The 23,732-nt window shown below is 69.6% G+C and carries 20 protein-coding genes and 1 pseudogene; 13 read left to right on the plus strand and 8 right to left on the minus strand.

The window, feature by feature from the left end:
• Positions 1-14: 14 nt before the first annotated feature.
• Complete coding sequence (locus BIU95_RS09135) at positions 15-1,256, plus strand: glucose-1-phosphate adenylyltransferase (RefSeq protein WP_042540903.1); 1,242 nt, start codon at positions 15-17, stop codon at positions 1,254-1,256.
• 155 nt (positions 1,257-1,411) lie between these two features.
• Positions 1,412-2,050 carry a phosphoserine phosphatase SerB gene (serB, locus tag BIU95_RS09140; protein ID WP_071251500.1) on the plus strand — a complete coding sequence of 213 codons (639 nt, stop codon included), beginning with the start codon at positions 1,412-1,414 and terminating at the stop codon, positions 2,048-2,050.
• Between the two features lie 91 nt (positions 2,051-2,141).
• Here serB and fabG read toward each other — a convergent pair whose 3' ends face one another.
• Positions 2,142-2,855: a 3-oxoacyl-ACP reductase FabG gene (fabG, locus tag BIU95_RS09145; protein WP_031259788.1), complete on the minus strand. Its 714-nt coding sequence runs from the start codon at positions 2,853-2,855 to the stop codon at positions 2,142-2,144.
• Positions 2,856-3,020: 165 nt separating this feature from the next.
• Here fabG and BIU95_RS09150 point away from each other — a divergent pair, with 165 nt between their 5' ends.
• The 3 genes and pseudogenes from BIU95_RS09150 (at position 3,021) to BIU95_RS09160 (ending at position 4,746) form a co-directional block, all read left to right on the plus strand.
• Positions 3,021-3,443 (plus strand): DUF3099 domain-containing protein, encoded by a 423-nt coding sequence (locus BIU95_RS09150; protein WP_052481935.1) that lies wholly within the window; start codon positions 3,021-3,023, stop codon positions 3,441-3,443.
• Positions 3,443-3,649 (plus strand): annotated as a pseudogene (locus BIU95_RS09155) (hypothetical protein); the annotation flags it as partial. The gene BIU95_RS09150 and the pseudogene BIU95_RS09155, both read left to right, overlap by 1 nt.
• Positions 3,650-3,747: 98 nt before the next feature.
• Entirely contained in the window at positions 3,748-4,746 is a 999-nt protein-coding gene (locus BIU95_RS09160; protein ID WP_017887273.1) for an SURF1 family protein, read from the plus strand.
• A gap of 759 nt (positions 4,747-5,505) precedes the next feature.
• On the opposite strand, the gene BIU95_RS09165 is transcribed toward BIU95_RS09160, so the two are convergent.
• Positions 5,506-7,104, minus strand: a complete 1,599-nt coding sequence (locus tag BIU95_RS09165) for an ABC-F family ATP-binding cassette domain-containing protein (RefSeq protein WP_031259783.1) — start codon at positions 7,102-7,104, stop codon at positions 5,506-5,508.
• Between the two features lie 115 nt (positions 7,105-7,219).
• On the opposite strand from BIU95_RS09165, the gene BIU95_RS09170 reads away from it, so the two are divergent.
• Complete coding sequence (locus tag BIU95_RS09170; RefSeq protein WP_071251502.1) at positions 7,220-7,819, plus strand: biotin transporter BioY; 600 nt, start codon at positions 7,220-7,222, stop codon at positions 7,817-7,819.
• A gap of 307 nt (positions 7,820-8,126) precedes the next feature.
• Here BIU95_RS09170 and BIU95_RS09175 read toward each other — a convergent pair whose 3' ends face one another.
• From BIU95_RS09175 to sufB, 5 genes are read right to left on the minus strand one after another with little or no spacing between them, the layout of a single operon-like run.
• Positions 8,127-8,456 carry a metal-sulfur cluster assembly factor gene (locus BIU95_RS09175; RefSeq protein ID WP_017887270.1) on the minus strand — a complete coding sequence of 110 codons (330 nt, stop codon included), beginning with the start codon at positions 8,454-8,456 and terminating at the stop codon, positions 8,127-8,129.
• Positions 8,456-9,232 carry a Fe-S cluster assembly ATPase SufC gene (gene sufC, locus BIU95_RS09180; protein ID WP_017887269.1) on the minus strand — a complete coding sequence of 259 codons (777 nt, stop codon included), beginning with the start codon at positions 9,230-9,232 and terminating at the stop codon, positions 8,456-8,458. Before sufC ends, BIU95_RS09175 begins: the two co-directional genes overlap by 1 nt.
• A 57-nt stretch (positions 9,233-9,289) precedes the next feature.
• Positions 9,290-9,619 carry a non-heme iron oxygenase ferredoxin subunit gene (locus BIU95_RS09185; protein ID WP_027465677.1) on the minus strand — a complete coding sequence of 110 codons (330 nt, stop codon included), beginning with the start codon at positions 9,617-9,619 and terminating at the stop codon, positions 9,290-9,292.
• Entirely contained in the window at positions 9,616-10,941 is a 1,326-nt protein-coding gene (sufD, locus tag BIU95_RS09190) for a Fe-S cluster assembly protein SufD (RefSeq protein WP_017887267.1), read from the minus strand. Before sufD ends, BIU95_RS09185 begins: the two co-directional genes overlap by 4 nt.
• Positions 10,942-12,360 (minus strand): Fe-S cluster assembly protein SufB, encoded by a 1,419-nt coding sequence (gene sufB / locus BIU95_RS09195; protein ID WP_017887266.1) that lies wholly within the window; start codon positions 12,358-12,360, stop codon positions 10,942-10,944.
• A gap of 251 nt (positions 12,361-12,611) precedes the next feature.
• Between sufB and BIU95_RS09200 the strand changes: the two genes are divergently transcribed.
• The gene (locus BIU95_RS09200; RefSeq protein WP_071251503.1) at positions 12,612-13,586 is read left to right on the plus strand and encodes a heme A synthase; all 975 of its coding nucleotides are present in this window, start codon (positions 12,612-12,614) and stop codon (positions 13,584-13,586) included.
• A gap of 450 nt (positions 13,587-14,036) precedes the next feature.
• Here BIU95_RS09200 and BIU95_RS09205 read toward each other — a convergent pair whose 3' ends face one another.
• Positions 14,037-14,963, minus strand: a complete 927-nt coding sequence (locus BIU95_RS09205; RefSeq protein ID WP_017887264.1) for a heme o synthase — start codon at positions 14,961-14,963, stop codon at positions 14,037-14,039.
• A 424-nt stretch (positions 14,964-15,387) separates the two neighbouring features.
• Here BIU95_RS09205 and tkt point away from each other — a divergent pair, with 424 nt between their 5' ends.
• From tkt to pgl, 6 genes are all read left to right on the plus strand, one after another.
• The gene (gene tkt / locus BIU95_RS09210; protein ID WP_017887263.1) at positions 15,388-17,481 is read left to right on the plus strand and encodes a transketolase; all 2,094 of its coding nucleotides are present in this window, start codon (positions 15,388-15,390) and stop codon (positions 17,479-17,481) included.
• A gap of 138 nt (positions 17,482-17,619) precedes the next feature.
• A complete protein-coding gene (tal, locus tag BIU95_RS09215; protein ID WP_017887262.1) occupies positions 17,620-18,732 on the plus strand; it encodes a transaldolase in 1,113 nt (370 codons plus the stop codon).
• Complete coding sequence (locus BIU95_RS09220) at positions 18,732-20,330, plus strand: glucose-6-phosphate isomerase (RefSeq protein ID WP_071251504.1); 1,599 nt, start codon at positions 18,732-18,734, stop codon at positions 20,328-20,330. The genes tal and BIU95_RS09220 overlap by 1 nt, the downstream gene beginning before the upstream one ends.
• 22 nt (positions 20,331-20,352) lie before the next feature.
• Positions 20,353-21,891 (plus strand): glucose-6-phosphate dehydrogenase, encoded by a 1,539-nt coding sequence (zwf, locus tag BIU95_RS09225; RefSeq protein ID WP_017887260.1) that lies wholly within the window; start codon positions 20,353-20,355, stop codon positions 21,889-21,891.
• On the plus strand, positions 21,888-22,832 hold the full coding sequence (locus BIU95_RS09230) for a glucose-6-phosphate dehydrogenase assembly protein OpcA (RefSeq protein WP_027465684.1): 945 nt from the start codon (positions 21,888-21,890) through the stop codon (positions 22,830-22,832). Before zwf ends, BIU95_RS09230 begins: the two co-directional genes overlap by 4 nt.
• A gap of 100 nt (positions 22,833-22,932) precedes the next feature.
• Positions 22,933-23,703, plus strand: coding sequence for a 6-phosphogluconolactonase (gene pgl / locus BIU95_RS09235; RefSeq protein WP_071251505.1), 771 nt, complete (start codon positions 22,933-22,935; stop codon positions 23,701-23,703).
• Positions 23,704-23,732: the final 29 nt, after the last annotated feature.

Consider the following 23,732-nt stretch of genomic DNA (forward strand, 5'->3'; position numbering starts at 1 on the left):
CTACTGTGAGCGGCATGGCTCCAAAGAAGGTCTTCGGCATCGTGCTCGCCGGTGGCGAAGGCAAACGACTCATGCCGCTCACCGCCGATCGCGCGAAGCCCGCCGTCCCGTTCGGCGGCAACTTCCGTCTCATCGACTTCGCACTGTCGAACCTGGTGAACTCCGGTCTCAACAAGATCGTGGTCCTGACCCAGTACAAGTCGCACAGTCTCGACCGACACGTCGCGGAGACCTGGCGGATGGAGGGGCTGCTCAGCTCCTACGTCGCGTCGGTCCCCGCGCAGCAGCGGCTCGGCAAGCGCTGGTTCGCCGGGTCGGCCGACGCGATCCTGCAGTCGCTCAACCTGCTCCGCGACGAACGCCCCGACATCGTGGTCGTCGTCGGCGCGGACCACGTGTACCGGATGGACTTCCACCAGATGGTCGAGGCGCACATCGCCTCCGGCCGCAGTGTCACCGTGGCGGCGATCCGCCAGCCGATCGGCCTCGCCGACCAGTTCGGCGTGATCCAGGTGGCCGAGGACGACCCGACCAAGATCGACGCGTTCCTCGAGAAGCCGAAGGACGCGATCGGCCTGGCCGACTCCCCCGGCGAGATCCTGGCCTCGATGGGCAACTACGTGTTCAACGCGGACGCCCTGGTCGACGCGGTCCTGCGCGACGGCCAGCTCGAGACCTCGGCGCACGACATGGGCGGCGACATCGTGCCCGACTTCGTCAACCGCGGCGACGCCGGCGTGTACGACCTGCAGCGCAACGAGGTCCCCGGGTCCACCGACCGCGACAAGTACTACTGGCGCGACGTGGGCACGATCGACTCGTTCTTCGACGCCCACATGGACCTCATCGCCCCGGTCCCGGTCTTCAACCTGTACAACCAGGACTGGCCGATCTTCAACCAGCAGACGAACCTGCCGCCGGCGAAGTTCGTCCGCGACGCGAACGGGAACACCGGCTCCACGGTCGACTCGCTCGTGTCGCTCGGCTGCCTGGTGTCGGGCGCCCAGGTCGAGCGCAGCATGATCGGGCCGTGGTGCTCGATCGACTCCGGTGCGAAGGTCCTCGACTCGATCGTGTTCGAGCGCGCCACCATCGGCGCCGGCGCGATCGTCAACCGCGCCATCCTCGACAAGGACGTCGTCCTCGCACCGGGTGCGCAGGTCGGCGTCGACCGCGAGGCCGACGAGGCACGCGGCTTCACCGTCACCGCGTCCGGCATCACCGTTGTCGGCAAGGGCGTCCGCGTCGACGCCTGATCCGTCACCGAGTCCGGGCTCAGCCCATGGGTCGGCAAGGGCGTCCGCGGCGATGCGTGACGACGCACCCGGGGCGCAGCCCGGAACGGACGGTCTGGAGGCACGGCTCGCGTCACCGACGCGGCCGTGCCTCCGCCAGTCGGTACCGTTGGTGCGTGCCCCGCTTCCTCGTCGTCCTCGATGCCGATTCCACCCTCCTCGAGGACGAGGTGATCGAACTGCTCGCCGACAGCGCCGGGACCCGGCCACAGGTGGCGGCGATCACGGAGCGCGCCATGCGCGGGGAACTCGACTTCGCCGAGAGCCTCCGGGAGCGTGTCGCGACCCTGGCGGGCCTCCAGGCGGACGTCTTCGTCCGCGCGCAGCAGGCGGTCCGTGTGACGCGGGGCGCCGACCAGCTCGTCCGCGGCGTGCACGCCGCCGGCGGCACCGTCGGCGTGGTGTCGGGCGGGTTCCACGAGGTCCTCGACCCCTTCGCCGAGCAACTCGGCCTCGACCACTGCCGGGCGAACCGGCTCGAGGTCAGCGGCGGCGTGCTGACCGGCCGCGTGCTCGGCGACGTCGTCGACGCGCACGCGAAGGCCGTCGCGCTCCGCGAGTGGGCGGACGCCGACGGTGTCGACCCGGCACGGACGATCGCGATCGGGGACGGCGCGAACGACCTCGAGATGATGCGCGTCGCGGCGCTGTCGGTCGCGTTCGACGCGAAGCCGCGCGTGCGGGAGCAGGCGGACGTCGCGGTCATCGACCGTGACCTGTCCGCCGTGCTCGCGACGCTCGGTCTGCGCGGCTGAGCGGACCGTCCGGTCTTCGCGCTCAGCGACACGTCACGCGCGCGAGCACCCGTGGACGGTCGCTGGGCACGAAACGTCGCGCAGGCGGTGGCTAGTGCCCCATCCCGAGGCCGCCGTCGACCGGGATGATCGCTCCGGAGACGTACCCGGCGCCGTCGCTCGCCAGGAACAGCGTGGCGTCGGCGACGTCGTCGACCGTGCCGTAGCGGGCGGCCGGGATCGCCTTCTTGAACTCGGCCTGCAGCTCGTCGGAGAGCGCGGCGGTCATGTCGGTCTGGATGAAGCCGGGCGCGACGACGTTGGCGGTGATGCCACGCGAACCGAGTTCACGGGTGATCGAGCGGGCCATGCCGACCAGGGCGGCCTTCGAGGACGCGTAGTTGACCTGGCCGATCTGGCCGTAGGCACCCACGACGCTCGACATCAGCACGATGCGCCCGAACTTGGCCTTCATCATGCCCTTCGTGGCGCGCTTGACGACGCGGAAGGTGCCGGTGAGGTTCGTGTCGACGACGCTGGTGAAGTCGTCCTCGGACATGCGGAGGAGCAGCTGGTCGTTCGTGATGCCGGCGTTCGCGACGAGGACCTCGATCGGACCGAACTCGGCCTCGACCTGCGTGAACGCGGCGTCGACGGAGGCCGTGTCGGTGATGTCGGCCTGCACCGTCAGCGCGCCCTCGGGACCACCCTGACCGCTGCGCGACGTCACGGCGACCCGGTGGCCGGCTGCGACGAACCGCTCGGCCAGCGCGCGGCCGATGCCGCGGTTGCCGCCGGTGATGAGGACGGTACGGGGGGTGCTCATGGTCGCTCCGTTCGGTGGGTTCTGCTCGGCACGCGGTGCCGGGGACCCGGCGGACACGCCCGGACGAGCGTACCGGAGCCGACCACCCTGCCGGTTCGCGCGCGGCGCACCCATGATCGGCCCGGCGGGATTAGGCTTGACCACGGGTAGACGGAGACCATCTGTATGAAGAGCACGCACACGAGCATCACCTCGCTGCCGGACACACCGGAGCAGGACCGGGCGCACCGCCTGTCCCGCTACGTCTGGCAGATGGCCATCCGAGTGGTCCTCTTCATCTCCGCCGTGCTCGTGTACTCGACCTGGCACTCGTGGCTTGCCGTCATCCCGATCGTCCTCGCCGCGGTGATCCCCTGGGTCGCCGTCGTCATCGCGAACGCTGGCAGCCGGACCGAGAGCGACATGATCTCCCCCGCCGGGTCCATCGAGCTGTACGACGCCGTCGACCCGCGCCTCCGCGAACAGCAGGAGGATGCACGGGCCCAGGCCTACCGCGACGAACAGGACCGCCTCCGCCAGCAGGCGCAGCACGCCCAGGACGAGTGGCAGCGCAACGGCGACCGATCGAAGATGTGGGGACCCCGCTGATGGGTGCGACGTTCGACCTGCAGACCGAGCCCGGATCGACCCCGGTGTGCTCGCGAGCGGGTTGCACCTCGACGGCCGGCTGGCGCGTGAACTGGCGCAACCCCCGCATCCACGCGATCGACCGCGTGAAGATCTGGGCGGCGTGCGACGAGCACCGTGACTTCCTGGCCGACTACCTGCGGTCCCGCTCGTTCCCGGTGCGCGTCACCGGCATGCACGAGGACGTCGACCGCCTCGACGACGAGCGCGACCCGGTGGCGGCGCCGAAGAACGACGTCGGGGTGCGCGCCACCGGCACCTCGCGATGACCGACGGCTTCGACCCGCAGTCCCGGTACGGCCGCAAGCACGCCGCCAAGTTGCAGCGCGCCGCCGCCGGATCGGACCCCGGCTCCGGCTCTGGCTTGGAATCGGGCTCGGACTCGGGTTCGCCCGGCCGCTCCGACGAGCCCTTCGTCGGCTGGCGCTTCGTCCGGAGCCGCCGCTGGCTCGGGTACTTCGCGATCGCCGTCGCCTTCGCCATCGTCTGCACGCTGTTCGGCATGTGGCAGTGGGACCGCCGCAACGAAGCCGTCCGGCAGAACGAGCAGGTCGCGCAGAACTACGACCACACTCCCGTCCCCCTCGACCGGGCGCTGCCGAGGGCGTCGAGCTGGCAGGACGAGCAGGAGTGGCTCCGGGTCTCCGTCACCGGCCGGTACGACGTCGACTCCCAGCTGCTCGTCCGCAACCGCGTGCACAACGGGCAGCCCGGGTTCGAGGTCCTCACCCCGCTCGTCACGTCCGAGGGCCGCGCCTTCATCGTCGACCGCGGCTGGGTCCCGACCGGCAACGCGCAGGACGCCCCCGACCATGTTCCCGCTCCCCCGTCCGGCGAGGTCACCGCCGTTGTCCGGCTGCAGCAGAGCGAACCGCGCATCCCCGGCCGCTCCGACCCGAAGGACACCGACCAGGTGCAGTCGGTCACCCTGGCCGACGTGGCGAACAAGGTCGACGACCCCATCTGGACCGGTGCGTACGGGCAGCTCGCCTCGGAGTCCCCCGCCCCGACCGAGGCCCGCCCGCTCGGCTGGGATCGCCCGAACGCCGACACCGGGCTGCACCTGAGTTACTTCATCCAGTGGTTCCTGTTCGCCGCCGGGGGCTTCGGGTTCCTGGCGTACGTGATGGTGCAGGAGTACCGGAACCTCAACCAGGACGACCCCGAGGAGCGCGAGCGTGCCCTCGAGCGCGAACGCCGCAAGAACCTCAAGCCGAAGACCGACGCCGAGATCGAGGACGAGCTCATCGCGTCCCGTCGCTGACGGGCTGGCGTGTATGTGCGTGTGTGCGCGTGTGTGCGCGTCAGCGCACCGTGCGCACCTCGCAACCCCGTGCGCGCTTCCGCGCACCGTGCGCCGCCACAAGCGCGCACCCAGCACGCAACAGCGCACCGGACCGCGAACGCGGCACCGTGCGGACGGGAGGCGCGACGCCCGACCAGCACCGCGCCTCCAGCGCACCGTGCGCACCTCGCAACCCCGTGCGCGCTTCCGCGCACCGTGCGCCGCCACAAGCGCGCACCAAACACGCAGCACCGCACCGGACCGCGAACGCGGCACCGTGCGCACGGGAGGCGCGACGCACGACCGGCACCGCGCCTCCAGACCGCACCGTGCGCACCTCGCAACCCCGTGCGCGCTTCCGCGCACCGTGCGCCGCCACAAGCGCGCACCCATCACGCAACAGCGCACCGGCCCGCGAACGCGGCACCGTGCGCACGGGAGGCGCGACACACGACCAGCACCGCGCCTCCAGACCGCACCGTGCGCACCTCGCAACCCCGTGCGCGCTTCCCCGCACCGTGCAGCACCACAAGCGCGCACCCAGCACGCAACAGCGCACCGGACCGCGAACGCGGCACCGTGCGGACGGGAGGCGCGACGCCCGACCGACCCCGAGGCCGGTGCGCAAGACGCCGTCGTCATCACGACACGCCCCCACGTCGTCGAGGCGCCGCCGTGTCCGGCGGCGCCTCGACGGCTCAGCGGCGTCGTGTGGACACGACGGCGTCTCGCAGGCGGCTACGCGAGCTCGATGAGCTCCGCGTAGTCCTTGTTCCAGTGGTCCTCGGTGCCGTCCGGCAGCAGCAGCACGCGCTCGGGGTTGAGCGCCTCGACCGCCCCGGCGTCGTGGGACACCAGGACGACCGCGCCCTCGAAGCCGGCCAGGGCGTTGAGGATCTCCTCGCGCGACGCCGGGTCCAGGTTGTTCGTCGGTTCGTCGAGCAGTAGGACGTTCGCCCCCGACACCACGATCATCGCGAGGGACAGACGCGTCTTCTCACCACCGGACAGGACGCCGGCCTTCTTGTAGCCGTCGTCGCCGGTGAACAGGAACGACCCGAGCACCCGACGGGCCTCGGTCTCGTTGAGGTCCGTCGACGCAGACACCATGTTCTCGATCACCGTGCGGTTGATGTCGATGTTCTCGTGTTCCTGCGCGTAGTAGCCGATGCGCAGACCGTGGCCTGGCTGGATCTCACCGGTGTCGGGCTGGTCGGCACCCGCGAGGATGCGCAGCAGCGTCGTCTTGCCCGCACCGTTGAAGCCGAGGATGACCACGCGGGAGCCGCGGTCGATCGCCAGGTCGACACCGGCGAAGATCTCCAGCGAGCCGTAGGACTTCGACAGCCCCTCGGCCATCAGCGGCGTACGACCGCATGGCGCCGGCGTGGGGAAACGGATCTTCGCGACGCGGTCGGCGACGCGCTCGTCCTCGAGGCCGGCGAGCAGCTTGTCGGCACGCGCGACCATCTGGTGCGCGGCGGCGGCCTTCGAGGCCTTCGCACCGAAGCGTGCGGCCTGGTCCTTGAGCGTGGCGGCCTTCTTCTCGGCACCCGCGCGCTCCTTGCGACGGCGCTCCTCGTCGGCGACGCGCTGACGCTGGTAGAGCTTCCAGCCCATGTTGTAGATGTCGATGGTCTGGCGGTTTGCGTCCAGGTAGAAGACGCGGTTCACGACCTCTTCGACGAGCTCGACGTCGTGGGAGATGATGATGACGCCGCCGGGGTAGGTCTTCAGGTGCTCGCGGAGCCACACGACGGAGTCGGCGTCGAGGTGGTTGGTCGGCTCGTCGAGGATCATCGTCTCGGCGTCCGAGAACAGGATGCGGGCGAGCTCGATGCGCCGTCGTTGACCACCCGAGAGCGTCTTGAGCTGCTGGTCGAGGATGCGGTCCGGCAGCTTCAGGTTCGACGCGATCGAGGCGGCCTCGGCCTCGGCCGCGTAGCCACCGAGCGCGTTGAACTGGTCGTCGAGACGGCTGTAGCGCCGCATCGCCTTCTCGGCAACGGCCGCGTCGTCGCTCGCCATGTCGAGCGTGGCGAGGCGGATGCCCTCCACGAGCTCACCGAGCCCGCGGGCGTCGAGGATGCGCTTCCGCGCGGTCTCCTCCGGGTCGCCGGAGCGGGGGTCCTGCGGCAGGTAGCCGATCTCCCCGCCGCGGTCGATCGTGCCGCCGTTCGGCTGCGTCTCGCCCGCGAGGGCCTTGGTCATCGTCGTCTTCCCCGCGCCGTTGCGGCCGACGAGTCCGATCTTGTCGCCCTTCTCGACACGGAAGGACACTTCTTCCATGAGGAGACGAGCTCCGACGCGGATCTCGAGTTCGTGCACGGCAAGCACAGTGGACGTCCAATCAGTTGGTGGGTTTGCACAACGGTGTGTGCGTGAGGTGCACCGCTACGCTGACGGGACCGATGGTTCCGAACGGAACCAGCAGTCCATTCTAGGAGAATCCATGACGAACGCCACCGGGTTCGCTCCCCGCGCAGTCCTCGCCGACCGTCTGCGCACGCACGGGCTGGCCACCGACGCCGCCCTCGTCGCCGGCGGAGCCCTGTTCACCGCCGCGATGGCGCAGCTCGAGGTCCCGATGTGGCCGGTCCCGATCACCGGGCAGACGCTGGCCGTCGTGCTCGTCGGCGCGACGTTCGGCGCACGTCGCGGCATGCTCTCGCTGCTCGTCTACGCCGTCGCCGGACTCGCGGGTGCCCCGTTCTTCGCCGACCTGCAGGGCGGCCTGCAGGCCCTGGCCCTGCCGAGCTTCGGGTACGTCATCGGCTTCATCCCGGCCGCCGGGCTCGTCGGCTGGCTCGCCCGCCGCAACTGGGACCGCAACGTCGGTCGTGCCGCGGTCGCGATGCTGCTCGCGAGCGCGATCCCGTTCGTGACCGGCCTGCCGTACCTCGCCGTGGCGCTCGGCCAGCTCGGCGCCCCGAACGACGTCCAGTCGGTGCTCGCCGCCGGCCTGTACCCGTTCATCATCGGTGGCGTCGCCAAGGCCCTCATCGCCGCCGGCATCCTGCCGCTCGCGTGGAAGGCCGTCGGCCGCCGCTGACCCCTCGCACGAGAACGGCCCCGCACCGATCGGTGTGGGGCCGTTCTGCGTCCGCAGCGCGTGGGCGGGCAGGCAGGCGGCCGCGGCGCCGGGCTGTCAGTGCGGTCACGACTCCCCACTGCCCGGATGCCGAGTGGTCACGTTCCGTCGCCTGGAGCGGGGTCAGCCGACCGAACGCGACCACTCGGCGAACGTGAGCGGGCGGTTGCGACCACTCGGCGGCGCGCCCCGCGCGTGGCGTGCGCACAAACGGACGGGAGGCGCGGTGCCAGCTGGCACCGCGCCTCCCGTCCGTTGTGGGTCGCGCCTAGATCGCGAACCCGAGGGCGCGCATCATCTCGCGTCCATCGTCGGTGATCCGTTCCGGACCCCACGGCGGCATCCAGACCCAGTTGATCCGGAAGGCGTCCACGATGCCGTCGAGCGCGTTCGCGGTGTCACCCTCGATGACGTCGGTCAGGGGGCAGCCGGCGCTGGTGAGCGTCATGCTGATGACGAGGGCGTTGGCGTCGTCGTCCCAGGCGAGGTCGTAGATCAGGCCGAGGTCGACGATGTTCACGCCGAGCTCCGGGTCCTGGACCTCCTTCAGGCCCTCGACGACCTCGTCGAACTTGTCGGGAGCGAGTGCGGCGATCATCAGGCCTGCGCCTCGGCGGCCGCGACGGCCTGCACGTAGCGGTCGTAGCCCTCGTTCTCGAGGCGGTCGGCCAGCTCGGGGCCGCCCTGCTCCGCGATCTTTCCGGCGACGAACACGTGCACGAAGTCCGGCTTGATGTAGCGGAGGATGCGCGTGTAGTGCGTGATGAGCAGTACACCGAGGCCGGTCGCGGCCTTGGCACGGTTGACGCCCTCGGAGACGATCTTCAGCGCGTCGACATCGAGGCCGGAGTCGGTCTCGTCGAGGACGGCGAACTTCGGCTTGAGGAGCTCGAGCTGCATGATCTCGTGGCGCTTCTTCTCGCCACCGGAGAAGCCCTCGTTGACGTTGCGCTCGGCGAACGACGAGTCCATCTTCAGGTCGGCCATCGACTGACGGAGTTCCTTGATCCAGCCGCGCAGGGCCGGGGCCTCACCGTCGATCGCCGTCTTGGCGGTGCGGAGGAAGTTCGACACCGTGACGCCGGGGATCTCGACCGGGTACTGCATCGCCAGGAACATGCCGGCACGGGCACGCTCGTCGACGCTCATCGCGAGGACGTCCTCGCCGTCGAGGGTGATCGTGCCACCGACGACGTTGTACCGGGGGTGTCCGGCGATCGTGTACGCCAGGGTGGACTTGCCGGAGCCGTTCGGCCCCATGATCGCGTGGATCTCGCCCTCGTTGATGGTGAGGTCGACACCCTTCAGGATCTCCTTGGTGCCCTGGTCGGTGTCGATCGAGACCTTGAGGTCACGGATTTCCAGAGTGGACATTGCGTTCCTTCGGTTGCAGCTGTGGTGCGGCGTCAGCCGCGGGAAGTGTTGGGGTGCTCAGTCGACCGGGACGACGTCCTGGACGTCGACGTAGACGTCGCCGTCGCGGACCTCGACCCGGAAGACCGGGACGGGCTCGTAGGCCGGGAAGTTCTGCGGCTTGCCGGTGGTCAGCGAGAAGCGGGACCCGTGGGCCCAGCACTCCAGCGAGTCACCCTCGACGAAGCCCTCGGCCAGCGAGATGTCGCCGTGCGTGCAGGTGTCGCCGATGGCGTGGACCGTGCCGGACGAGTCCTTCACGATCGCGACCGCCGTGCCACCGACGACCACCCGCATCGGGCTGTCCACCGCGATGTCGGCTTCGGCGCAGACCTTCTCGGCCATCAGGCGTTGGCCTGCGGAGCGGCGGTCTGCGGTGCGGGTGCCTGCGGCGCGGCGGCCGGCTCGGCGCCGGACTCGGCCGGTGCCGCGATGACCGAACGGCCCTCGGCGAGTTCCTGCTCGACCGCGGCGATGAGGCGTTCCTCGAGCTCGGGCGCACCGATCTTCTGGATCACCTCGACCAGGAAGCCGAGCACGACGAGACGCCGCGCTTCTTCTTCCGGGACTCCGCGGGACTGCAGGTAGAACAGCTGCTCGTCGTCGAAGCGACCGGTGGCACTCGCGTGACCGGCACCCTCGATGTTGCCCGTCTCGATCTCGAGGTTCGGGATGCTGTCGGCACGGGTGCCGTCCGTCAGCACGAGGTTGCGGTTCTGCTCGTACGAGTCGGTCCCGTCACCGGCGCGACCGATCAGGACGTCACCGATCCAGACGGTGTGCGCGCCCTGGCCCTGCAGCGCACCCTTGTAGTTGACCCGACCGCGCGTGTTCGGCGCGTCGTGGTTCACGTAGACCTGCTGCTCGATGTACTGGCCGGCGTCGGCGAAGTACACGCCGTACATCTCGGTGTCGGCACCCTGCGCACCGAGGTGCGTCGAGGGGTTGACCCGGATGACGTCGCCGCCGAGCGAGACCACGACGTGCTTGAGGAAGGCATCGCGCCCGACCTCGGCGAAGTGCGTCGACACGTGCACCGCGTCGTCGTCCCAGTCCTGCAGGCTGACGACGGTCAGTCGTGCGTTCTGCTGCGCGACGATCTCGATGTTCTCGCTCAGCAGGGCGCTGCCGCGGTTGTCGAGCACGACGATGCCCTGCGCGTTCGGCTCGGCCGTGATGACCGTGTGCGCGGCGCGGGGCTGCGACCCGAAGTCGGAGCGGGTCACCGTGATGAACTCGTGCGCTTCGGTGGCCTTGATCGTGATCGCCAGGACCGCGTCACGGGCGCTCCAGGCCGCGGCCGCCGCGCGGTCTTCGGGCAGGCCGGCGGTGCCGACGCGGGGGTCGTCGCTGCGACCCCACTCGACGTCGGCGCCCTCGGACTGGCGGGCGAGGTACGGGTAGGCGGATCCGTCGAGCGGGCCGTCCAGCAGCGGCTGGAGCTTGGTCAGCGGCGCGAACTTCCAGTTGACCTCTCGGCCGGTGACCTTCGGGAACGCCTCGACGTCGCCGGACTGGAACCGCTCGGAGCGGGTCTGGACCGGCACCTTCTTGTCGGGGGCGTCCCAGCCGCCGTCGGAGTGGGCTCCGGCGCCGTGCTGGGTGCCGCCCTGCGCTGCGGCAGCGGGCTCGATCGGCTGGTCGATGTGGGGAGGGGTGGTGCTGGACATCTAGCCGACGGATCCTTCCATGCTCATCTCGATGAGCTTGTTGAGTTCGAGTGCGTACTCCATCGGGAGCTCGCGGGCGATCGGCTCGATGAAACCACGGACGATCATCGCCATCGCCTCGTCCTCGGCCATGCCGCGGGACATGAGGTAGAAGAGCTGCTCCTCGCTGACACGCGAGACCGTGGCCTCGTGCCCCAGCTGCACGTCGTCGACACGGATGTCGATCGCCGGGTACGTGTCGCTCCGGCTGATCGTGTCGACGAGCAGGGCGTCACAGCGCACGGTGTTGGCCGCGTGGTGCGCGCCCGGGTCGACCCGGACCTCGCCGCGGTACCCGGCACGACCGCCGCCACGGGCGATCGACTTGGAGACGATCGAGGACGTCGTGTACGGCGCCATGTGGATCATCTTCGCGCCGGCGTCCTGGTGCTGGCCGGGGCCCGCGAAGGCCACGGAGAGCGTCTCGCCCTTGGCGTGCTCCCCGGCGAGGTAGATCGACGGGTACTTCATCGTGACCTTGGAGCCGATGTTGCCGTCGATCCACTCCATCGTCGCGCCTTCGTGCGCGATCGCACGCTTCGTGACGAGGTTGTAGACGTTGTTCGACCAGTTCTGGATCGTCGTGTAGCGAACGCGGGCGTTCTTCTTCACGATGATCTCGACGACGGCCGAGTGCAGCGAGTCGGACTTGTAGATCGGAGCGGTGCAGCCCTCGATGTAGTGGACGTACGAGTCCTCGTCCGCGATGATCAGCGTCCGCTCGAACTGACCCATGTTCTCGGTGTTGATCCGGAAGTAGGCCTGCAGCGGGATCTCGACGTGGACGCCCTTGGGGACGTAGACGAACGACCCACCGGACCAGACGGCCGTGTTCAGCGCGGCGAACTTGTTGTCGCCGGCCGGGATCACGGTGCCGAAGTACTCCTCGAACAGCTCCGGGTGCTCACGGAGCGCCGTGTCGGTGTCCATGAAGATGACGCCCTGCTGCTCCAGGTCCTCGCGGATCTGGTGGTACACGACCTCGGACTCGTACTGCGCGGCGACGCCGGCGACCAGGCGCTGGCGCTCGGCCTCGGGGATGCCGAGCTTCTCGTAGGTCGCACGGATGTCCTCGGGGAGGTCTTCCCACGACTGCGCCTGCTTCTCGGTGGAGCGCACGAAGTACTTGATGTTGTCGAAGTCGATGCCCGTCAGGTCGGCACCCCACGTCGGCATCGGCTTGCGGCCGAAGAGCGACAGCCCCTTGAGGCGGTTCTTCAGCATCCACTCGGGCTCGTCCTTGAGGTTCGAGATGTCGGTGACGACCTCTTCCGAGATCCCACGACGGGCGGAGGACCCTGCCGAGTCGGAGTCGGACCAGCCGAACTCGTATTGGCCGAGCCCTTCGAGCTCGGGACGGTCGATGAGCACGTCGGACATGGTCTCCTCGTTTCCTTCTCGCGGGACAGCGTTACAGGTGTCAACCCGTGGCGTCTGGACGCCATTCCACCGTGGACCGCTGACATGCGGACCCGGTGCTGCTCCCTCGCAACGACTATGGTTCCACGCAGTCCGTGGAGTGATCGGCGATCTCGGCCCATTCGGAGCCGGCGCCTGCCTAGACTTGACTGCTGCTGAACCCTCGAATCCTACAGGTTCACTGCACGGAACAACAGGAAGGCACCACCCTCGTGACACGCGTCGGATCCCCCGTCGAGCAGGATCTCCGGACCGGACGGTGGTGGTTGCTCCCCCGTGCGGTCGACCGCCGCGTCGTCGCACTGGCCTGGGCGTCCTTCGTGGTCGAGGTCGTGCTGATCGGCACAGGCGGCCTGGTCCGCCTCACCGCGTCGGGCCTCGGATGCCCCACCTGGCCCAAGTGCACGGCGGATTCGCTGGTCTCCACGCCGGAGATGGGCGTCCACGGCATCATCGAGTTCGGCAACCGTCTGCTGACCTTCGTGCTCGTGATCGTGGCCGTCGCGATGTTCCTGGCGGTCGTCCGGATGCTCCGCACGCGGCCGGAACTGTTCTGGTTGGCGTTCGCTCAGGGCGTCGCGATCCCGGTGCAGGCCGTGATCGGCGGCATGAGCGTGTGGACGAACCTGAACCCCTTCGTGGTCGGACTGCACTTCGTCGTCTCCGCCGCGCTCACCTCGGTGACCGCTGCCCTGGTCTACCGCACCGTGCACGGCCCCCGCACGGCCGAGCGGCTCGTCCCCGGCTGGTACACCGGCGTCGTCCGCGGCACCGTCGCCGCCGTCGTCGTGACCGTGCTCGTCGGCATCCTGACCACCGGCAGCGGCCCGCACGCCGGCGCTGACGAAGCGGTCGACGGCGGACGCCTGCACCGCACCGGGTTCGACCCCGCGGTCATGGAGCACGTGCACGCCTGGCCGGCGTACGCCCTCTTCGCGCTCACCCTGGTGCTCGTCATCGGAGCCGTCCGCCTGGGCCGGCCGAGCAAGTGGCCGTTGCTGCTGCTCGTCGTCGAGTTCCTGCAGATCGCGGTCGGCCTCACGCAGGCACGCACCGGTCTGCCCGTCGGGCTCGTCGGCACGCACATGGTGCTCGCCGGGCTCCTCGTGGGCGCCGTCACCGCGGTGGTGCTGTCCACGCGGGCATCGGCCGGTCGCGACGCCGTCCGGGAACCCATCGACGCCTGACGCCCGGGCGCGTCGCGCGCTCGACACCCGTTCTCCGACACCCCACGAGTCGTTCGACTCGTGGGGTGTCGCGTTTGTGGTGGTCGGCCGGACGCGCCGTCGGACCGAGCCCGCACCACGTGCGGTCCCCAGCCAGTCGGGTCCGCGCCGCGGCAGACGCTCCCCGCGCCGGACGGGAGGCCCGTGGCGGGCCCGCACCGCGCCTCCAGGCCGCCGCGTGCCGAGCACAAGACGCCGGTGTCCTGCCGAGACGCCGCCGAGCGCGCGAGACGCCGCCGGATTCGGCGGCGTCTCGTCGGGGTGGCGGCGTCCTGCGGACACGACGGCGTCTTGCCAATACGACGGCGTCAACTGGACACGACGGCGTCCTGCGGACACGACGGCGTCAACCGGACACGACGGCGTCCTGCGGACCGAGCACGCGCCTGCGGCGGCGCCGGCGCGACCGCCCTAGAAAGTGAAGACCTGCGGCAGCAGCGGGTCGATGCCCACCGCGATGAAGAGCAGCGTCAGGTACGTGATCGAGCTGTGGAAGACCCGCATCGGATGCACGTGCTCGACGTGCTGGATCGCCCGCGAGTACAGGCGGTGCGACTCGACGACGAACCAGATGCCACCGGCCAGCGCGACCACCGTGTACAGCGGACCCATGTGCCCGACGGGGATGAGCAGGAGCGAGCAGACGAGGGTCGCCCAGGCGTACAGGACGACCTGCAGGCCGACGACGGTCCGACCACGGACGACGGCGAGCATCGGCACGTCGGCGGCGTCGTAGTCGTCCCGGTACTTCATCGACAGCGGCCAGTAGTGCGGCGGCGTCCAGAGGAAGATCACCATGAACAGGATGACGGGGGTCCAGGTCAGCGATCCGGTGACACCCGCCCAGCCGATGAGCACGGGCATGCAGCCGGCCGAGCCACCCCAGACGATGTTCTGCGGCGTGCGGCGCTTGAGCCACAGCGTGTAGACGAACACGTAGATCAGGATCGCGATGACGCTGAGCGCCGCCGCGAGCCAGTTCACCAGGAAGCCGAGCACCGCTGTCGACAGGACGCCGAGGATCCACGAGAACACGAGGGCTTCACGGTCGGAGAGTTCACCGGTGACCAGCGGCCGGGTGCTCGTCCGCTTCATGAGCCGGTCGATGTCGCGGTCGATGTAGCAGTTGAAGGCCGACGCCGAACCGGCCGACATCGCTCCGCCGAGCATCGTCCAGAAGACGAGCCACAGGTCGGGGACGCCGCGCTCGGCGAGGAACATCGTCGGGGCCGTGGTGACGAGCAGCAGCTCCATCACGCGCGGCTTCGTCAACGAGACGTACGCACGGACCTTGCGGGACAGCGGCGATCGGGGTCGATCGGTGTCGGGCCGGGTCACGGTGGCAGTCGGCAAGGGAACCTCAGTCTGTTCGCATCAGCTCGCACACTCGGTGGACGACTGCGGCGGCGTCCGGGCATGCGCTGACCCGGAATGTCCACGGGTCCCGATCAGTTTACGGGATGGAAGCGCCGCAACGGTGCCCCGCTCCGACATCCCGGCGTGATCGGGACGCGTTCGACACGCCCGGATCGACCGTCGTCGGCCACCCCGGTGTGAACATCGGGGGTCACCTGAACCCCTTCTGAGTACCGGGTCACTATGCTGGACACGCCCTCCCGCAGTGCGCGCCCCGATGACGTCGGCCGCGATGAGCCGGTCGGCCGCCGCTAGACGGCGACACGACTCGGCCCCGGGATGGCCACATGTCCGTGCGATGGCACGAGCCCTCGCACATGTCGCATCAAGAAGGGTCAACATCCAAGTGGCTGAATTCACCTGGGACGCCATCGACCGGAAGGCCGTCGACACGGCCCGCGTTCTCGCCGCCGACTCGGTCGAGGCCGCCGGCAACGGTCACCCCGGCACCGCGATGAGCCTTGCTCCGCTCGCCCACCTGCTCTTCCAGAAGGTGATGCGTCGCGACCCCAGCGACGCCACCTGGATCGGCCGCGACCGCTTCATCCTCTCCGCCGGTCACGCCTCGATCCTCCAGTACGTGCAGTTCTACCTGCACGGCTACGGGCTCGAGCTCGAGGACCTGCAGCACCTGCGCAAGTGGGGCTCGAAGACCCCGGGTCACCCGGAGTACGGCCACACCGACGGTGTCGAGATCACCACGGGCCCGCTCGGCCAGGGCCTCGCGTCCTCGGTCGGCTTCGCCTACGCCCAGCGCTTCGAGCGCGGCCTGTTCGACCCGGAGACCCCGGCCGGCCAGTCGCCGTTCGACCACTTCACCTACGTGATCGCCGGCGACGGTGACATGCAGGAGGGCGTGACCAACGAAGCGGGCTCGCTCGCCGGTCGCCAGCAGCTCGGCAACCTCATCGCGTTCTACGACTCGAACCAGATCTCGATCGAGGACAACACCGACATCGCGTTCTCCGAGAGCGTCCCCGAGCGCTACGAGGCGCTCGGCTGGCACGTCCAGATCGTCGACTGGAAGAAGAACGGCGAGTACTCCGAGGACGCCGAGGAGCTCCACGCCGCGATCGAGGCCGCCAAGCAGGTCACCGACAAGCCGTCGCTCATCGTCCTCAAGACGATCATCGGCTGGCCGTCGCCGACCAAGCAGAACTCGGGCAAGATCCACGGTTCAGCGCTCGGCGCCGACGAGATCAAGGGCCTCAAGGAGATCCTCGGTTTCGACACCGACAAGACCTTCGAGGTCGCTCCCGAGGTCCTCGAGTACACCCGCGGCGCCGTCGCCAAGGGCCAGGCCGAGCACGCCGAGTGGCAGAAGTCCTTCGACGCGTGGGCCGCAGCCAACGCCGACAAGAAGGCACTGTTCGACCGCGTCCAGTCGAAGGAGCTCCCGGAGGGCCTCGAAGCAGCGCTCCCGGTCTTCCCGGCGGACAAGGCCGTCTCGACCCGTGCCGCTTCCGGCAAGGTCATCAACGCCATCGCGCCGCTGATGCCCGAGTTCTGGGGCGGTTCGGCCGACCTCGCCGAGTCGAACCTCACCACGATCGAGGGTGCCAAGTCCTTCGGTCCGGCCGAGGCCTCGACCTCGACGTGGAGCACCGACCCGTACGGCCGCGTGCTGCACTTCGGCATCCGCGAGCACGCCATGGGCTCGATCCTCAACGGCATCGTCCTGCACGGGAACACCCGCCCCTTCGGCGGCACGTTCCTCATCTTCAGCGACTACATGCGTCCGGCGGTCCGTCTCGCCGCGCTCATGCAGGCGCCGGCGATCTACGTCTGGACCCACGACTCCGTCGCCCTCGGCGAGGACGGCCCGACGCACCAGCCGATCGAGCAGGTCTCGTCGCTGCGTGCGATCCCGGGTCTCGACGTCGTCCGTCCGGCCGACGCCAACGAGGTCGCGTACGCGTGGCTCGAGATGCTCAAGCACACCGACCGCCCGGCCGGCATCGCGCTGAGCCGTCAGAACCTGCCGGTGTTCGAGCGTGGCGAAGGCGACGCCTCGGGCGAGGTCTTCGCTTCGGCGAAGAACGTCGCCAAGGGCGCCTACGTCCTGGCCGAGGCGCCCAACGGCACCCCGGACGTCATCCTCATCGCGACCGGTTCCGAGGTCCAGATCGCGGTCGAGGCTCGCGAGCAGCTCAAGGCCGAGGGCATCAACGCCCGCGTCGTGAGCGCCCCGTCGATCGAGTGGTTCCGCGCCCAGTCCGAGAACTACCAGGACCAGGTGCTCCCGAAGGACGTCACCGCTCGCGTGTCGGTCGAGGCCGGCATCGCCATGAGCTGGCGCGACATCGTCGGCGACAAGGGCCGCAGCGTCTCGATCGAGCACTTCGGTGCCTCGGCCGACTACCAGACGCTCTTCAAGGAGTTCGGCTTCACGACGGAGCACGTCGTGGCCGCCGCGAAGGAATCGATCGCAGCTTCCTGACCTGCAAGGGCCGGGTCCGGTTTCCGGATCCGGCCCTTCTTCCGGGAGGCCCGGCTCGGTTCCGCCACGGGCCTCCCGTCCCCGAAACCCCGACTCACGGTCCTCACGGACCCGTCGATGAAAGAAGAAGAGAAACACATGGCTGAGAACACCCCCACCGCCGCCCTCTCCGCGGTCGGCGTGAGCATCTGGCTCGACGACCTCTCCCGCGAGCTCCTCGAGACCGGCAAGCTCACCGAGCTCATCGAGCAGAAGAACGTCGTCGGTGTGACGACGAACCCGACGATCTTCGCGTCGGCCCTCGCCAAGGGCGAGCGCTACGACGCGCAGGTCAAGGAGCTCGCCGCTGCGGGCACCGACGTGACCGACGCGATCTTCGCGATCACCACGCAGGACGTCGCGAACGCATCCGACGTCTTCAAGCCGATCTACGACGAGACCAAGGGCTTCGACGGCCGCGTCTCGATCGAGGTCGAGCCGGGTCTGGCGCACGACACCGCCAAGACCATCGAGCAGGCCAAGTTCCTGTTCGAGAAGGTCGGCAAGGAGAACGTCCTCATCAAGATCCCGGCGACGCTCGAGGGTCTCGAGGCGATCACCGAGGTCATCGGCGCGGGCATCTCCGTCAACGTCACGCTGATCTTCTCGCTCGAGCGCTACCGCGCCGTCATCGACGCCTACCTCGGTGGGCTCGAGAAGGCCAAGGCCGCCGGCCACGACCTCTCCAAGATCCACTCGGTCGCGTCGTTCTTCGTGTCGCGCGTCGACTCCGAGATCGACAAGCGCCTGGACGCCGTCGGCACCGACGAGGCCAAGGCCCTGAAGTCGAAGGCCGGCATCGCCAACGCGCAGCTCGCCTACCAGGTCTGGACCGAGGCGTTCGCCTCCGAGCGCGCCCTGGGCCTGCTCGAGTCCGGTGCCAACACGCAGCGTCCGCTCTGGGCCTCGACCGGTGTCAAGGACCCGTCGCTCCCCGACACGCTCTACGTGACCGAGCTCGCCGCCCCGAACACCGTCAACACGATGCCGGGCAAGACGCTCGACGCCACGTTCGACCACGGTGAGATCCACGGCGACGCCATCGCCGGCACCTTCGACCAGGCGCAGCAGGTCCTCGACCAGCTCGCCGCGCAGGGTGTCGACTACGACGAGGTCGTCGCGCTGCTCGAGAAGGAGGGCGTGGACAAGTTCAACGTCTCCTGGGGCGAGCTCGTCGACACCGTCAAGGCAGCGCTCGAGGGCGCCAAGTAGTGACGGTTTCCATCGCAGCCAGCGGCGACGCCGCGCGGGCCATCGAACAGGTGGTCCCGCGGCTCGTCGCTGACCTGGTGGCCTCGGGCATCACCGCCCAGGACGCCGATCTGTGGGGAGCCACCGCCGAGGCCGAGGCGTCGAAGCGCCTCGGTTGGGTGGAGGCCGTCTCGGTCTCCCGCCCACTCGTCGCCGAGGTGACCGCGCTGCGCGAGTCGCTCCGTGCCGAAGGGGTCGACCACGTCGTCCTCGCCGGCATGGGCGGCTCGTCGCTCGCACCCGAGGTCATCACGCGCACGGCCGGTGTCCCCCTCACGGTCCTCGACTCGACCGATCCCGCGCAGGTCCACGCCGCCGTGACGACCGACCTCGAGCGCACCGTGCTCGTCGTCTCGTCGAAGTCCGGTTCGACGCTCGAGACCGATTCGCAGCGCCGGGTCTACGAGCAGGCGTTCCGCGACGCCGGTATCGACCCGGCCGGCCGCATCGTCGTCGTCACCGACCCGGGCTCCGCGCTCGAGGCAGCCGCGACCGACGCCGGGTACCGCGTCTTCACCGCCGACCCCACCGTCGGCGGCCGCTACTCCGCGCTCACCGCCTTCGGCCTCGTGCCGTCCGGTCTCGCCGGAGCGGACATCGCCGAGCTCCTCGACGAAGCCGACGCCATCTCCGCGCTGCTCTCGGTCGACCTGGACGAGAACCCCGGGCTCGTGCTCGGTGCGGTCCTCGCCGGCACCGAGCCGCTGCGCGACAAGATCGCCATCGTGCCCGACGGCACGCACATCGTCGGTTTCGGCGACTGGGTCGAACAGCTGATCGCGGAGTCGACCGGCAAGGACGGCCGCGGCCTGCTGCCCGTCGTGCTGCACGCGGACTCCCCCGAGGTCACCGCCGGCCTGCCCGACGTCCAGGTCATCCGCCTGGTCGGTTCGCGCGAGGACGAGCGTCACGTGGCCGAGGGCGAGGTCGAGATCACCGGCACGCTCGGTGGCCAGATCCTCGTCTGGGAGTACGCCGTCGCGGTCGCCGGTCGCCTGCTCGGCATCAACCCGTTCGACCAGCCCGACGTCGAGGCCGCCAAGGTCGCGACGCGCGCACTGCTCGACGACCGCCCCGCCGCGGCTGAGCCGGCGTTCTCCGAGGACAGCATCGCCGTCCGCGCGACGCCCGGACTCGCCATCGGTGCGACGCTCTCGGAAGCCGTGTCGGGCCTGGTGTCCGCACTCGACCCGACCGGCTACGTGTCGGTGCAGGCGTACGTCGACCGCACCGCGAACAGCGGCCTCGAGTCGCTGCGCGACGCGATCGCGGCGCGCACGGAACGCCCCGTCACCTTCGGGTACGGCCCGCGGTTCCTGCACTCGACCGGCCAGTACCACAAGGGCGGCCCCGCAACGGGAGTGTTCCTGCAGATCGTGGCCGACGAAGCCGAGGACCTGGCGATCCCGGGTCGGCCGTTCACGTTCGGGCAGCTCCTCCAGGCCCAGGCGGCCGGTGACGCGAGTGTCCTCGCCGAACACGGCCGACCGGTCCTCACCCTCACCACGTCGGACGTCCTCGCCGCCACCGCGGCGATCGCGGCCGCCGTCTCCCCCTGACTCGTAAGGAGTTCACCGACTCATGTCACCGGTGGCAATCACCCCGGAGCACAACCCGCTCCGGCTGCCGACGGATCGTCGACTGAACCGGATCGCGGGACCGAGCACGCTCATCATCTTCGGTGTGACGGGCGACCTGTCACGCAAGAAGCTGATGCCCGCGGTCTACGACCTGGCCAACCGGGGGCTCCTGCCCCCGGGGTTCGCGCTCGTCGGGTTCGCTCGTCGCGACTGGGAGGACCAAGACTTCTCCCAGCTCGTGCACGACGCCGTCAAGGAGCACTCCCGCACCCCGTTCGACGAGGACGTCTGGCGTCAGCTCGAACAGGGCATCCGCTTCGTGCAGGGCTCGTTCGACGACCCCGAGGCGTTCCGCGAGCTCAAGCGCACCGTCGACGACCTCGACGCCGAGCGCGGGACGCTGGGCAACCACGCGTTCTACCTGTCCATCCCACCCAAGATGTTCCCGGTCGTCACCGAGCAGCTCAAGCTGTCCGGGCTGACCGAGAAGCGCGAGGGCTCCTGGAGCCGCGTGGTCGTCGAGAAGCCGTTCGGCTCCGACCTCCGCACCGCGCGCGAGCTCAACGCGATCGTCGAGAGCGTCTTCGCTCCCGACGACGTGTTCCGCATCGACCACTACCTCGGCAAGGAGACCGTCCAGAACCTCCTGACGCTCCGGTTCGCGAACCAGATGTACGAACCCATCTGGAACTCGAACTACGTCGACCACGTGCAGATCACGATGGCCGAGGACATCGGCGTCGCCGGACGAGCCGCGTACTACGACGGCATCGGCGCGGCACGCGACGTCATCCAGAACCACCTGCTGCAGCTCCTCGCGCTCACCGCGATGGAGGAGCCCGTCTCGTTCAAGGCCGCCGACCTGCGCGCCGAGAAGGAGAAGGTGCTCTCCGCCGTGCGTCTGCCCGAGGACCTCTCCACCGCAACCGCCCGCGGGCAGTACGCCGGTGGGTGGCAGGGCGGCGAGAAGGTGCTCGGCTTCCTCGAGGAAGGCGGCATGGACCCCGAGTCCGGCACCGAGACCTACGCGGCGATCAAGCTCGACATCGCCACGCGTCGCTGGCAGGGCGTCCCGTTCTACCTGCGCGCCGGCAAGCGTCTCGGCCGTCGTGTGACCGAGATCGCGATCGTGTTCAAGCGCGTCCCCGAGGACGTCTACGGCAATTCGCAGTCCCCGCTCGGGCAGAACGCCCTGGTGATCCGCGTCCAGCCGGACGAGGGCGTCACGCTCCGCTTCGGATCGAAGGTCCCGGGCGTCGGCACCCAGGTGCGCGACGTGACGATGGACTTCGGCTACGGCCACGCGTTCACCGAGGCATCCCCCGAGGCGTACGAGCGACTCATCCTCGACGTGCTCCTCGGTGACCCGCCGCTGTTCCCGCGGCACCAGGAGGTCGAGCTGTCCTGGAAGATCCTCGACCCCATCGAGGAGTTCTGGGCCACGCAGGGCCAGCCCGAGCAGTACCGTCCCGGCACGTGGGGTCCGGCATCCGCCGATGCCCTGCTCGCCCGCGACGGTCGGACCTGGAGGCGTCCGTGAAGATCGACATGCCCGACACCACGGTGTCGAAGATCCAGAAGAAGCTCGTCCGCATCCGCGAAGAGGGCGGCGCTGTCGCCCTCGGCCGGGTGCTGACCCTCATCATCTCGACGGCCCTCGGCCACGAGGAAGAGGCGATCGAGGCGGCGAACGAAGCGTCCCGCGAGCACCCGATGCGCGTGATCATCGTCTCGAAGAACAGCGGTGACACGAAGTCCCCCGGGCGCCTCGACGCGCAGATCCGTGTCGGCAGCGACGCGGGTGCGAGCGAGGTCATCGTCCTCCGTGCGTACGGCGAGACCGCGACCGACGAGGAGAGCCTGGTCACCGGGCTCCTGCTGCCGGACGCACCCGTCGTGGCCTGGTGGCCGCAGACGGCTCCGGAGCAGCCCGCGGCGTCGGCCCTGGGCCGCATCGCGCAGCGCCGGATCACCGACGCTGCCGCGCAGAAGGACCCGAACGGTGCGATCGAGGCCCTCGGCGCGTCCTACGTGCCGGGTGACACCGACTTCGCCTGGACCCGTCTCACCCTGTGGCGGAACCAGCTCGCCGCGGCGCTCGACCAGCCGCCGTACGAGCCGATCACCGCGGTCGAGGTCTCCGGAGCGTCCGACAGCCCGTCGACGATCCTGCTCGCCGCCTGGCTGCAGCTGCAGCTCCAGGTGCCGGTGTCCGTCGTCACGTCGCCCCGTGCGACGGGGTCGAGCGGTATCCACGGCGTGAAGCTCGTCCGCGAGTCCGGGACCATCGAGCTCGAGCGTTCCCTGGTGGACGTCGCCACGCTCTCGATGCCCGGCCAGCCGACGCACGACCTGTCGCTGCCACGCCGCAACCTGCGTGACTGCCTGGCCGAGGAACTCCGTAGACTCGACCCGGACGTCCTCTTCGGAGACGTCGTCAAGCACGGGGTGCCCCAGCTGCGCGAGACCATCGCCCGCTGATCCACACCCCACACGGTCGGGCCGTCTGTCTGGTGCAGGCGGCCCGACCGGACCGAAGGCGGTCGGACGACCGGTCGGCCGCCACGAACACGGGAGTCACGTGACCAACGAACGGCGGGTGCTCGTGCACCCCGACAAGCAGGCCCTCGGCGCTTCGGTCGCCGCACGCTTCATCACCAAGATCATCGACGTGCTCGACGAGCAGGAGCGCGCCGACATCGCGATCAGCGGTGGCTCGGTGTCGTCCCTCGTCCTCGCCGCGATCGGCCAGTCGCCAGCGCGCGAGAGCGTCGACTGGTCGAAGGTGCACGTCTGGTGGGTCGACGAGCGCTGGGTCCCGTCGGACGACGCCGACCGCAACACCACCGGCACGCAGACCGACTTCTTCGACCACGTGGACATCCCCGCGTCGAACATCCACCCGATGCCGGCCTCGGACGGCGGGCTCGACATCGAGGCCGCTGCGAGCCAGTACGAGCGTGAGCTGCAGGACGCCGCGCCCGAGGGTGCCGTTGCTCCGCGTTTCGACATCACCCTGCTGGGTGTCGGCCCGGACGGACACACCGCATCGCTCTTCCCGGAGTTCCCGCAGCTCACCGTCACCGACCGCGCTGTCGTGTCGGTGGACGACTCCCCCAAGCCGCCGCCGCAGCGCTTGACCGTCACCTACCTGGTGATCAACGCCTCGCAGCGCGTCTGGGTCATCCTGTCCGGCGCCGAGAAGGCGTCGGTGCTGGGGCTCGCCCTCGCCGGCGCGTCGGTCGACGACGTCCCCGTCGGAGGCGTGCAGGGCCGCAAGCGCACCGTCTTCTTCGTCGACCAGGACGCCGCCCGCGACGTCCCCGAGAACCTGATCGCGTCGACGTACTAGACGCGCGTTCCTGACGGACAGGAGGCCCG

It is taken from the genome of Curtobacterium sp. MCBA15_007, from assembly GCF_001864905.1.
Taxonomy (GTDB): Bacteria; Actinomycetota; Actinomycetes; order Actinomycetales; family Microbacteriaceae; genus Curtobacterium; species Curtobacterium poinsettiae.

Excerpts from the sequence above, each read along its gene's own strand:
- zwf (WP_017887260.1), top strand. The coding sequence starts at position 20,353 with ATGTCACCGGTGGCAATCACCCCGGAGCACAACCCGCTCCGGCTGCCG.
- BIU95_RS09175 (WP_017887270.1), bottom strand. The coding sequence starts at position 8,456 with ATGATCGCCGCACTCGCTCCCGACAAGTTCGACGAGGTCGTCGAGGGC.
- sufB (WP_017887266.1), bottom strand. The coding sequence starts at position 12,360 with ATGTCCGACGTGCTCATCGACCGTCCCGAGCTCGAAGGGCTCGGCCAA.
- tal (WP_017887262.1), top strand. The coding sequence starts at position 17,620 with ATGGCTGAGAACACCCCCACCGCCGCCCTCTCCGCGGTCGGCGTGAGC.
- BIU95_RS09160 (WP_017887273.1), top strand. The coding sequence starts at position 3,748 with ATGACCGACGGCTTCGACCCGCAGTCCCGGTACGGCCGCAAGCACGCC.
- sufD (WP_017887267.1), bottom strand. The coding sequence starts at position 10,941 with ATGTCCAGCACCACCCCTCCCCACATCGACCAGCCGATCGAGCCCGCT.
- BIU95_RS09135 (WP_042540903.1), top strand. The coding sequence starts at position 15 with ATGGCTCCAAAGAAGGTCTTCGGCATCGTGCTCGCCGGTGGCGAAGGC.
- sufC (WP_017887269.1), bottom strand. The coding sequence starts at position 9,232 with ATGTCCACTCTGGAAATCCGTGACCTCAAGGTCTCGATCGACACCGAC.
- BIU95_RS09170 (WP_071251502.1), top strand. The coding sequence starts at position 7,220 with ATGACGAACGCCACCGGGTTCGCTCCCCGCGCAGTCCTCGCCGACCGT.
- fabG (WP_031259788.1), bottom strand. The coding sequence starts at position 2,855 with ATGAGCACCCCCCGTACCGTCCTCATCACCGGCGGCAACCGCGGCATC.
- BIU95_RS09150 (WP_052481935.1), top strand. The coding sequence starts at position 3,021 with ATGAAGAGCACGCACACGAGCATCACCTCGCTGCCGGACACACCGGAG.